At 65.6% G+C, this 11,549-nt stretch carries 10 protein-coding genes and 1 pseudogene; 1 reads left to right on the top strand and 10 read right to left on the bottom strand.

Going from position 1 to position 11,549, the window contains the following annotated elements:
* Positions 1-70: 70 nt before the first annotated feature.
* The 7 genes from WP12_RS20500 to putA form a co-directional block, all read right to left on the bottom strand.
* On the bottom strand, positions 71-520 hold the full coding sequence (locus WP12_RS20500) for an SRPBCC family protein (RefSeq protein ID WP_046195531.1): 450 nt from the start codon (positions 518-520) through the stop codon (positions 71-73).
* 65 nt (positions 521-585) lie between these two features.
* Positions 586-1,830 carry an RNA polymerase sigma factor gene (locus WP12_RS20495; RefSeq protein ID WP_046195530.1) on the bottom strand — a complete coding sequence of 415 codons (1,245 nt, stop codon included), beginning with the start codon at positions 1,828-1,830 and terminating at the stop codon, positions 586-588.
* A 5-nt stretch (positions 1,831-1,835) separates the two neighbouring features.
* Positions 1,836-2,258, bottom strand: a complete 423-nt coding sequence (locus WP12_RS20490) for a YciI family protein (protein ID WP_046195529.1) — start codon at positions 2,256-2,258, stop codon at positions 1,836-1,838.
* A 137-nt stretch (positions 2,259-2,395) separates the two neighbouring features.
* Positions 2,396-4,378: an alpha/beta hydrolase family protein gene (locus tag WP12_RS20485; RefSeq protein ID WP_046195528.1), complete on the bottom strand. Its 1,983-nt coding sequence runs from the start codon at positions 4,376-4,378 to the stop codon at positions 2,396-2,398.
* Between the two features lie 97 nt (positions 4,379-4,475).
* On the bottom strand, positions 4,476-5,420 hold the full coding sequence (locus WP12_RS20480) for a M48 family metallopeptidase (RefSeq protein WP_152664103.1): 945 nt from the start codon (positions 5,418-5,420) through the stop codon (positions 4,476-4,478).
* 37 nt (positions 5,421-5,457) lie between these two features.
* On the bottom strand, positions 5,458-6,204 hold the full coding sequence (locus tag WP12_RS20475; RefSeq protein WP_046195526.1) for a prepilin peptidase: 747 nt from the start codon (positions 6,202-6,204) through the stop codon (positions 5,458-5,460).
* 174 nt (positions 6,205-6,378) lie between these two features.
* Positions 6,379-9,474, bottom strand: coding sequence for a bifunctional proline dehydrogenase/L-glutamate gamma-semialdehyde dehydrogenase PutA (gene putA / locus WP12_RS20470; RefSeq protein WP_084691263.1), 3,096 nt, complete (start codon positions 9,472-9,474; stop codon positions 6,379-6,381).
* Positions 9,475-9,583: 109 nt separating this feature from the next.
* Here putA and WP12_RS20465 point away from each other — a divergent pair, with 109 nt between their 5' ends.
* Positions 9,584-10,063 (top strand): Lrp/AsnC ligand binding domain-containing protein, encoded by a 480-nt coding sequence (locus WP12_RS20465; RefSeq protein WP_046195525.1) that lies wholly within the window; start codon positions 9,584-9,586, stop codon positions 10,061-10,063.
* Between the two features lie 9 nt (positions 10,064-10,072).
* Here WP12_RS20465 and fghA read toward each other — a convergent pair whose 3' ends face one another.
* The 3 genes and pseudogenes from fghA to WP12_RS20450 all read right to left on the bottom strand — a co-directional run.
* Positions 10,073-10,909 carry an S-formylglutathione hydrolase gene (fghA, locus tag WP12_RS20460; protein ID WP_046195532.1) on the bottom strand — a complete coding sequence of 279 codons (837 nt, stop codon included), beginning with the start codon at positions 10,907-10,909 and terminating at the stop codon, positions 10,073-10,075.
* Positions 10,910-10,924: 15 nt separating this feature from the next.
* On the bottom strand, positions 10,925-11,305 hold the full coding sequence (locus WP12_RS20455) for a VOC family protein (protein WP_046195524.1): 381 nt from the start codon (positions 11,303-11,305) through the stop codon (positions 10,925-10,927).
* 23 nt (positions 11,306-11,328) lie between these two features.
* Positions 11,329-11,549, bottom strand: a pseudogene (locus WP12_RS20450) (S-(hydroxymethyl)glutathione dehydrogenase); the annotation flags it as partial.

Genomic DNA, 11,549 nt, shown 5'->3' with positions numbered 1-11,549 from the left:
GCTGCCCCACCCCCAACTTTCCGATCGCTCATGCTAGACGCGGGGCCGTCACCCTATCCTTAGCAAAACGTCAAATTCGCTTCGCAAGCGCCTCGAGCTGATCGGTCGCGATTCCCCAGCCCTGCTCGAAGCCCATCGCTTCATGCCGGGCCTTGTCTTCGGCGGTCCAGTGCAACAGCCGGGCAGTATAGCGGGTCTTGCCGCCCTCATCCTCGAAGGTGAGGATGCCGGTCATGAAAGGCTTCTCGGATGGCTCCCACGCCTTGGTATAGGCATCGGTGAACACCAGTTTCGCGTTTGGAATCACTTCCAGATAGACGCCGGGATTGGGCATCTCCTCGCCATCGGGACCCTTCATCACGATCAGGCTGGATCCCCCGGCGCGGACGTCATTCTCGACATGCGAGACGCCCCAGGGCGGTGGGCAGAACCATCGTGGGATCAACTCGGGATCGGTCCAGCACCGAAACAGCTTTTCGCGCGGCGCATCGATCAGGCGGGTAAGCTTCAGCTCATGCATGTCCTGTCTCCTTCACTGGCCTGTTACGACGAGGCGATGTCCGCCATTCCTACAGTGGACATCGATTATTTCGGCGCGGACAGCCGATCGAGCTGCTGCCGGATATAGGCGGCCTCGGCGGCCGATCCCGCCAGCCCGATCGCCCGGCCGAACGCCACGCGCGCCTCGTCGGCGCGGCCAAGCTGATCGAGGAAGGCGCCCCGCGCGCCATGATAATAGAAATAGCTGTCGAGCCGGTCGCCAAGCGGTGCGAGCAGCGCCAGCGCGGCCTCGGGGCCGGACAATTTCGATAGCGCGACCGCGCGGTTGAGCGTGACCACCGGCGACGGCTGCAACCGTTCGAGCGTCGCATAGAGCCGCTCGATCTGCGCCCAATCGGTCTCGGCCGCTGTCGTTGCCCTGGCGTGCAGCGCGGCAATCGCGGCCTGGACCTGATATTGCCCCGGCTTGCGATGGCGCATCGCCTTGTCGAGCAGCGCCAGACCCTCGGCGATCATTGCGCCGTCCCAGAGTCCACAATTCTGATCGTCAAGCAGGACGACCTGTCCATCGCCGTCGAGCCGCGCCGCGCTGCGCGCATGCTGAAGCAGCATCAGCGCGACCAGCCCGGTGATCTCGGGTTCGGCGGGGAACAGGCGAACCAGCAACCGGCCCAGCCGGATCGCCTCCCGGCACAGAGGTTCGCGCGCGCCGGCTTCCGAACCGCTCGCCGAATAGCCTTCATTGAAGATAAGATAGACCATCGCCGCGACCGCCCCGAGCCGCTCGGCGCGCTCGATCGCCCCCGGCGTCCCGAACGGCACGCCGCTATCGGCGATGCGCGCCTTGGCGCGGGTGATACGCTGCTCCATCGCCTTCTCGCCGACCAGGAAGGCGCGCGCGATCTGAGGAACGGTGAGGCCCGACACGATCCGCAGTGCCAGCGCGATTGCCGCAGTCGCGGGCAGATCGGGATGGCAGCAGACGAACAGCAGCCGCAATATGTCGTCGCGATACTGTCCCTCGTCGAGCCGGTCGGCGAGCGAATCCTCCGCGTCGCCGAGATCGGACAGCCGATCGTCAGACGGCAATTCGATTTCGCGGCTCGACCGGCGCAGCGTATCGATTCCGCTGTTACGTCCAACCAGGATCAGCCAAGCGGCGGGATCACGCGGCGGCCCCTGCTCCGGCCACTTCGCCAGCGCGCGCAGGCATGCCTCCTGATAGGCCTCCTCGGCCATATCCATGTCGCGAAAATAGCGGAGCAGCGCCGCGACCGCACGGGGCCGGGCCGAAGCCAGCGCCGCGTCGATCCAGGCGAGATCGGTCATGCGGCTTATTCGATTCTCGCGATTTCCGGGCTGCCCGATGTCGCCCTCGCGCTCGAAATCGCCTGGGCATCACCTGGCCGATAGACCATCAACGGCCGCACCTCGTGCGCGCCGGCCGAACCGCTCGCGCGGCCAAGGTCCGTCGCCACCGCAATTGCATCGTCGAGGCTGTCGCAATCGACCACATAGAAGCCAAGCAGCTGTTCCTTCGTCTCTGCGAACGGACCATCGAGCACCAGCGGCTCCGCACCCTTGCGAACGGTAGTCGCGGCGGTCGTGGGCATCAGCCGCGCGACGGGGCCGAGCCGGCCCTGCTTCGCCAGCTTGTCCTGGACCGCGCCGAGACGCTCCATAACCGCTGCCTCGGCATCCTTGCTCCAGGCGCCGACCACCTCTTCGGAATCATAGCAGAGGATCGCGTACAGCATCGGTTTCTCCGTTGGTTACGAAGCGACGACGAACGGGCGCGCCGCGACCCGACATCGCGGCCACGAAAAAATCGTCAGCCCGCCGCACGGATAGATGATGATAGCGCCCTTCTGATCCGCGCCAAGCCCCGCGCGGGTTACATTCCCATCGATTTACGCAGGAAGGCGTCGCTATCCCGGAGGAGCTTCGCACGCGCTTCGCCATCGTCGAGATAATGGTCGCGCTCGTCGAAGACGATCAGTTCGTGCGGCACGCCCGCTTCGCGCAGCTTGCTGTCCATCAGCTTCGACTGCTCGATGTCGACATTCTCGTCATAGGTGCCATGCACGAGGAAGACCGGGGATTTGATCCGCCCTGCGTTACGCGCGGGCGAGCCTTCGATGGTCTGAGGCCCCGAGCCGATGAAGTCCTTCGTCAACTCGTAATTGGTATACCAGCGGGCTTTTTCCTTGAGCGCCGGCAGGTCGGTCACCGGCGCGATGGCCACCACCGCCTTGAACAAGCCGGGATCGACTACAGCCGATTGCAACGCCGCATAGCCGCCGTAGGACCATCCCACGATCGCCAGCTTTGCCGGGTTGGCGATGCCCTGCTTGATCAGCCAGCGTCCCGCATCTGTGACATCGCCGATCGCCACTCGCCATGACTGGAAGCCGTTGATCTGGAACCAGTCATCGCCATAGCCGGAAGATCCGCGAAAATTGGGTTGCAGGACGGCGTAGCCCCGGGCCGCGTAATATTGCGACAGCCAATCGAAGCCCCATTCGTCACGCGCACCGGGCCCGCCATGCGGCATCACGATCGCTGGGAGATTCTTTCCGCTGCCTTCGGCCGGAAGGGTCAGATAGGCCGGCACAACCGTTCCATCGGCGGCGGCATAGGTCACGGGCTGGACCTTGGCGAGCTTCACACCTTCGAGTTGCGGCCGAACCGGCTGGAAAATAGCCATTTCCCGCGTCGCGCGGTCAAGGATGTAATAGATGCCGGGATCCTTGTCGCTACCCGCCCAGATCAGCAGCTTCTTCTCGTCGGCGCTCGAATCGACCACGCGGACGAGCGGCTGATCCGGCAGCGCCCTGCTGAGTGACGCGGTCAGCTTGGCGAGGTCCGCGTCGAACAGCTTCGCTTCCCGGATATCGGTTGCGTAGGATACGCCCACGACGCGGTGACGACGGCCGATGTGTATCAGTTCGTCGACGTCGACCTGCGGGTGCGAGAAGACCAGCTCCTCTTTCTTCGATCCGTCGAGCGAGACGCGAAAAACGGCCATCAATCCGTCTTTCTTGCGGAAACCGTAAACGGCGTTGCGCTCATAATCGATGGCCTGCGGCCAGAACCCGGTCCTGTTTACCGAATTATAGTCGCTGAGCGGCTGCCATTCGCGACTGCCGGCGACGCGGTAATAATAGCGCGTAGTACCGCTGCTGATATGCCGATCGATTTGTTCGACGCCCATTACGCGAACCGCGCCATGCCGGTCGCTGATATAATCGACGACATTTTCCCGTGGGCTTTCGATCTTCGATGTCGCCATGGTTCGCGTGTTGATCTTATCGACCACGATACCCGGCTTGGCGGCCCCCAGCCGCGTCCCAAGCCGATCGTCGGCCAGCTGGTTGCGCGTCATCAGCACTATGCCGTCTTCCTCTGGCAGCCAGTCGATCACTTCGCCGCCATATCGATTATAACCGCGGGAAAACTGATTGCTCGACTTGCTCAACATTTTCGGATTTCCGCCGTTGGCGTCGATCGCAACGATGCGTGAGAAGCTCAGTCGCGGATGAAAGGCCGCCGATTCGCTGGTGTTGGGGGTCACGCCCCAAAGAGCGCACACCAACCGGTCGTTGGAAATCCAGTTACACCCCCCCAGCCGTTCCGGATCGCCACCGACCACGAGCGCCACCGAGGGATTCGCGTCTTTGCCCGGCGTAATCGTCAGCAGCGCCGAGCCTTGGCCCTTGGTCGGAACGATATAGGCCAGTCGCGCGCCGTCTGGCGACAGGCTGACATCCTGCAATTGTTCCCGCGCGCCGAACGCCGCCGCCAGATCCGTTTCCGCCGCGGCCGCGGGCGCCATTAGCGCCAGCGCAAAACACGCCGCCATTCCCCGTATAGACATGTGTGCCCCCTGATTCTCGCGCGTTCTCGCGCGAGCCGGGGCTTGCGTGCAAGTTGTATCCGGTCCATTTCCGTCGAAGTCCCGAGGATGATAAGCCTTAGGGCTGCGGGATCGCGATCGGCGGTGTCAGCGGTTCGCCCCGCGCGCGGCTGGCCTTGATCTCGTCAACGATCCGCTGCGTCATCGCGCGGCGTTCCGTGCCGCCGGCGTGGGTCGCGTCGCCGGCGCCGCTCAGCCGCTCCCAATAGGGCGGGGCGACGTCGATATCATAACCTGCCTGTGCCACCAGATAGAGGCCGAGCAGATCGGCCTCATCCTCGGTCTTGCGGATTTCGAGCGCATCTTGCGGGTTGCGTACCTTGGCATCGCGCTCGACACCGGCGCGGTCGAGGCGGTCGCGATGGGCGAGGATATTATGTGCCATCTCATGGGCGATCGAGATCGCCAGTTCATCGTCGTTCTGCGCCGCAGCGGCGGCTTCGAGACCGATCGATATCATCGTGCCGTCCGCCCCTGCGTTGAGAGTATCGGAGGTTTCGAGCTGCACCTGCGACCGGCACCCCCGGTCGGGTACGAGATCATAGGTGACCGGTGTGCCGGCACGCTCGACGGTGACCGCCACCGGCCCTACCCGGCTTGCATTCGCAAGCCGGGCCAGCACGCGTTCGACGCCGCTATAATTGGCTTTCTCGCCCTTGCCGGGCGGCGTGGCGTCGACCCGGATGCCGTTGATCGCGGTGATGCGATCGCCAACCTGCGCGCCCGCGCGGTCGGCGGCTCCGCCAGGAACCACCGCCGCCAGCGCCGGTCCGGGCCCCAGATCGAAAACGCGCGTGACCGCAGGGCGATAGCGCGGCGCATATTGGCGCAATTCGTGGACGACGGCCCCGAACCAGGGGGATTTAAGCGGGCAGAGATCGCGATTGGCGACCGCGATCCGGTAAGCGACCGTCGCAATGCGCGCATCCTCCGCACGCAACGCCGTCAGCGCGAAATCGGTGTCGTCCGAACGGCCGGCCGCCAGGAGGAGCGGCGCGAGCAACAATGCGAGCAGGCGTTTCAGTTCTCGTTCCTTCCGATCACCAGACCACGACGGTAGCGGCCAACCAGCCGCCCCACGCCGCCACCGCGAGGCAGGAGCCGAACGGCACGCTCGACGCGCCGGTCAGCCGCTTGCCGCGGGCAAGCTGGATCAAGCTCCATAACAGGCCCGCCAGCGCCGCGCCAAGCAGCACGATCGGTAGCATCCGCCAACCCAGCCAGAGCCCGATAGCCCCGAATAGCTTGACGTCGCCCCCTCCCATCCCGTCGCGATGGCGCAGCAGGCGATAGCCGTAGCGGATGCCCGCGAACAACAGGAAAGCCGCCGCGCCGCCAATCAGGCGGTCGGCCGGGCCGGGCGGCATCCCCGCCGCAGCCGCAGCCACCCCGGCAAGCGCCAAGGCGATTGTCAGACGGTTGGGAAGCCAGAAGTGCCTGGCATCGAGCAGCGCCATCGCGAGCAATAGCCAGCCGAAGATCGCACCGGTCAGCGCCTGGATGGGATCGGCAGCGGCGGCGAAGCTGAGCGCGCCGATCATCGCGGCCATGACCTCGGTCAGCGGATGGAGGCGATCGATCGGCGCACCACAACAGGCCGCACGGCCGCGTCGCGCCACATAGCTGACGATCGGCACCAACCGCATTGGGGAAAGCGCGGCGCCGCATCCGTCGCAGGCCGATCGGCCCTGAATCACCGAACGACCTTCGGGCCAGCGGACCGCCAACGTCGCGATGAAGCTGCCGAGGATCGCCCCCAGCAACCCGCCGGCCGCCACCATCAGCATCGCTGGTCCATTTCCACCTTCGCCGCTGTCATGAGGCCGTCACGCACTCATGCAATAGGGGGAGCAGCAAGGATAGTAGGGACGTTCATGCGAAACATCGGCGCCTGCCAATGCGGCCTGCTCGGCCGGCTCCTCATCTTCGCGATGCGCAACGCCGCGCGAACCGACGGCGCATCAGAGGTTGAGCAAGGCCGGATCGCCCCCCTGCGCGGTGATGTTGACCGACACCGCCCGCTCGGTGGCGTAGCGCAACAGGGCGTGCGGCCCGCCCGCCTTGGGGCCGGTGCCTGACAGACCCTCGCCGCCGAACGGCTGAACCCCGACCACCGCGCCGATGATCGACCGGTTCACATAGACATTGCCGGCGGGGACCAGCGCACGGATCTCCTGCGCGAAGCGCTCGATACGGCTGTGGATACCCAGCGTCAGCCCATAGCGCCGCGCGGCGAGGCCGCCGGCCACCTTCGCCAGATCGGCCGGATCATAGCGCACGACATGAAGGATCGGCCCGAATACCTCCCGTTCGAGGAAATCGGCCGATGGGATTTCGGCCATCAGCGGCGCGAAGAAATCGCCGCCGTCGGGCGCAGTGCAGCCGTGCAATATCGTCGCCTCGCGTTCCAGCCGCAGCTTGTGCGCCGCGAGTGCGGCCTTTGCATCGGCGTCGATCACCGGGCCGACATCCGTCGCCGGGTCGCTCGGCTCGCCGATCACCAGCGCGTCCATCGCGCCCTTCAGCGTGTCGATCGTCTCGTCGGCGCTCTCCTTGGGGAGAAACAGCAGGCGGAGCGCCGAGCAGCGCTGCCCCGCCGAGCCGAAGGCCGACATGATCACATCGTCGACGACCTGCTCCTTCAGTGCAGTGGTGTCGACGAACATGCCGTTGAGGCCCCCGGTCTCCGCGATGAAGGGGATGATCGGCCCGTTGCGCGCGGCCAGCTGGCGGTTGATCGCCCAGGCGGTGTCGGTGCCGCCGGTGAAGGCGACGCCATCGATTCCGTCGTGGTTGACGATCGCCCCGCCCACGGTCGCGCCGTCGCCGGGCAGAAGCGCCAGCAGCCCCGGATCGAGCCCCGCCGCGTGGAACAGCCGTACTGCGCGCGCCGCGATCAGCGGGGTCTGCTCAGCGGGCTTGGCGACCACCGCATTGCCCGCCGCCAGCGCGGCGGCGATCTGTCCGGTGAAGATGGCGAGCGGGAAGTTCCACGGGCTGATGCAGGCGAAGACGCCCCGGCCCGCCAGTTCGAGCTGGTTCACCTCGCCCACCGGGCCAGGCAATATCGTCGGCGCGCCGAACTGCCGTTCGGCCAGATCGGCATAATAGCGGCAGAAATCAACCGCTTCGCGCACCTCGGCGACGCCGTCGTTCAGCGTCTTGCCGGCTTCGAGCGAGAGCAGCGCGATCAGTGCATCGGTCTGGCTTTCGAGGGTGTCGGCCATCGCGCGAAGGATGGGCGCGCGGCCAGCGCCGCCGATCGCGTTCCAGTGCGGTTGCGCCTTGCGCGCCGCCGCGATCGCCCGGTCGACATCGGCAGGGGTAGCGTCGGCGGCATGGCCGATCACGCGGCTACGGTCCGCGGGGCTCGTCACCGGCTGGGCGGGTCCGGGGATCAGCCGTCCCTCGACGATCGCGCCGGCGGTCTCGCGCTCGCCGGCAACCAGGGTGACGGACTTCGCCATGTCGATACGCTCCTCAATCAGGGAATAGTCGCGGCCCAGCGGATTTTTCCGCGTACCATAGATGTCGGCCGGCAAAGCGATCCGGGCATGTCGCTCAGGATGCGCCGCAACCACGGCCACGGGGTCGGCGACCACCAGATCGGCGGGCACCCGCTCGTCGAGCAGGGCGTGGACGAAGCTGGTGTTCGCGCCATTTTCGAGCAGGCGGCGGACCAGATAAGGCAGCAGCTCCTCATGTCCGCCGACCGGCGCATAGGCGCGCAGACGCAGGCCGCCATAGCGCTTGTCGGCGGCGGCATAGAGCGCCTCGCCCATGCCATGGAGCCGCTGATGTTCGATCGTCGCGCCCGCACCATCGGCCATGCCGCGCACAGCCGCGAGGGTATGGGCATTATGGCTGGCGAATTGCGGATAGAGCGCGGGCGACGCATCGACCAGCGCCTTGGCGCAGACCAGATAGGACAGGTCGGTAGCGGCCTTGGTGGTGAACACCGGATAGTCGGGACGGCCCGCGACCTGCGCCTTCTTGATCTCGCTATCCCAATAGGCGCCCTTGACGAGCCGGACCATGATCCGCCGCCCGCTGCTCTCGGCGAGCTTGCGCAGAGCCCAGATCACCGCGAGGCCACGCTTCTGATACGCCTGAACGACGACGCCGAGCCCCTGCCAGCTACCCAGTTCGGGCTCGCTCACCAGCCGTTCGATCATCTTGAGCGAGATCACCAGCCGGTCGGCCTCCTCGGCATCGATCGCGAAGTTGAGGTCGTATTTGGCGGCGATCAGCGCGAGCCGCTTCACGCGCGGGTAGAGCTCGTCCCAGACGCGGGCTTCCTGCACCGCCTCATAGCGTGGGCACAGCGCCGACAGTTTGACCGAAACGCCATGGCCCAGCTCTGGCCCCGCGCCGTTCGACGCCTTGCCGACCGCCCCGATCGCATCGGCGTAGATCTTTTCGTAGCGCGCGGCATCGGCGGCGGTGCGTGCGCCTTCGCCCAGCATGTCGAACGAGCAGAGATAATCTTCTCGCTTCGCGCGCTTCAGGGCATCGCCGATGGTGCGGCCGAGCACGAACTGCTCACCCATCATCTTGACCGCGGCGGATACCGCCTGCCGGATCACCGGTTCGCCGACCCGCGCGGTGACGCGCTTGAGGAAGCCGCCCAGGTCGTGCTTCGCCTCGTCGTCGACGTCGATCAGCTTGCCGGTCAGCATCAGCCCCCAGGTCGATGCGTTGACGAACAGGCTGTCGGACTGGCCGAGATGGCTAGCCCAGTCGGCCGATCCGATCTTCTCGGCGATCAGCCGGTCGCGAGTGTCGGCATCGGGGGTGCGCAGCAGCGCCTCGGCGAGGCACATCAGCGCCAACCCCTCACGCGTGCCGAGCGAGAATTGCTGGAGGAAGCTCTCGACCACGCCCTGCTTCCTGGTCGCGCCGCGCGCGGCTTCGACCAGCGCGCTCGCCTCGGCGACGACGTCGGCGCGATCCTTGTCGCTCAGCGGCTGGCGCTCGAGCAGGCCCCGGACGACCTCGCCCTCGTCGGCATATTTGCCGGCGTCGATCATGTCCCAGTTCGATATCACGCTTGCCATCACACTCTCCGCGATCGGCAGCTGTTTGCCGATTGAATCACATGATATTGCGGATCAAAGCGAATGTGCTTCATATTATGAGCACAGATACCGAAGAGATTTACGATTTATGCCCGCTGATCCGAAATATGTTCCGATCGACGAAACCGATCGCCGCCTGCTGCGCGCGCTGCAGGAAGATGGCCGAATCACCAATCAGGCGCTCGCCCAGAATTGCGGCCTGTCGCCGGCCGCCTGCTTCGACCGGGTGAAGCGGCTGCGCGAGCGCGGGGTAATCACCGGCTATACCGCGCTGCTCGATCCGGAAAAGCTGAACCAGGCGCTGATGATCTTTATCGAGGTGCTGCTCGATCGCACCACCGACGACGTCTTCACCGCCTTTTCGGAGCATGTCCGGCGCGTGCCGCAGGTCCTCGAATGCCATATGGTGGCGGGCGGCTTCGATTATCTGCTGAAGGTCCGCGTATCGGACATGGCGGCCTATCGCAGCTTCCTCGGCGACATCCTGACCGCGATGCCCGGGGTCCGAGAGACGCGGACCTATGCGGTGCTGGAGGAAGTGAAGCTGACGACGCGGCTGGCGGTGTGACGAAGACGCCTAGCCCAGCCTTTCGGCATGCCAGCGGAGATGGTCCTCCATGAAGGTGGAGATGAAATAATAGCTGTGGTCGTAGCCGGGCTGGATGCGCAGGGTGAGAGCGATCCGGGCATCGGCGCAGGCGGCGGCGAGCAGGCTGGGTTTCAGCTGTTCGGCGAGGAAGCCGTCGGCCTCGCCCTGGTCGACGAGCAGCTCCTTCACGCGCGCGCCATCCTCGATCAGCGCGACCGCGTCATGCTTGCGCCAGGCCGTCCGGTCGGGACCGAGATAGCCGCCGAGCGCCTTATGTCCCCAGGGCACCTGCCCCGGCGCGACGATGGGCGCGAAAGCCGAGACCGCGCGGTAGCGGTCTGGATAGGTCAGCCCGATCGTCAGCGCGCCATGCCCGCCCATCGAATGGCCGAGGATCGACTGACGCGCCATGTCCGCCGGGAAATGCTCCGCGACCAGCGCGGGCAGCTCTTCGGTGACATAGCTCCACATCTTGTAATGCTTCGCGAACGGCTCCTCGGTCGCATCGACATAGAAGCCCGCGCCGAGGCCGAAATCATAGGCGCCTTCGGCGTCGTCGGCGACGCCCTCGCCGCGCGGCGAGCTATCGGGCGCGACGAAGATCAGGCCGAGCTCGGCGCAGGCGCGGCGATAGTCGCCCTTCTCGGTGACATTGGCATGAGTGCAGGTCAGCCCCGACAGATACCAGACCACCGGCAGCTTCTGCCCGGGGGCATGCGGCGGCACATAGATGCTGAACGTCATGCCGGTGCCGGTGGCGGCAGAGGCGTGCTTGTACACACCCTGCACGCCACCGAATGAACGATTGGTGCTGATCGTCTCGATGGTCATCGCGCTGCCTTAATCCGGCACATAGCTATAGGCGCAGATTTTATTGCCTTCGGGATCGCGAAGATAGGCGCCATAGGCGTCGGGGTGGAAGGCGCGCTTGCCCGGCTTGCCGTCGCAGGTTCCGCCATTGCCCAGCCCCGCGGCGTGGAACTCATCGACCGACTTGCGGCTGGACGCGGCAAGACCGACCGTGCCGCCATTGGCGAAGGTGGCCGGCTCGCCATTGGCCGGTCTGGTGATCATCAACGCCGGCTGATCGCCGCCCCACATCGAAGCGTGATCGAAATCCAACATCCGCTTCATGCCCAAGGGCGCGAGCGCATTGTCGTAAAAGGTCCGGGCCTTGTCGATATCATTGGTTCCAAGCACGATATGGGTGAATGCGCTCATATCTTCTCTCCTGATCAAAAGCTTCAGAACAGCACGACGCTGCGGATGCTCTCGCCGGCGTGCATCAGGTCGAAGCCCTTGTTGATCTCTTCGAGGCCCATGACATGGGTGATCATTGGGTCGATCTCGATCTTGCCGGTCATGTACATGTCGACGATCTTCGGCACGTCGGTGCGGCCCTTGGCTCCGCCGAACGCGGTGCCGCGCCAGTTGCGGCCGGTCACCAGCTGGAACGGACGGGTCG

Origin of the sequence: Sphingomonas sp. SRS2 (assembly GCF_000971055.1) — a bacterium.
GTDB lineage: Bacteria > Pseudomonadota > Alphaproteobacteria > Sphingomonadales > Sphingomonadaceae > Rhizorhabdus.
The sequence above is the reverse complement of the archived record's forward strand: the minus strand, read 5'-3'. Positions and strand labels throughout refer to the sequence as shown.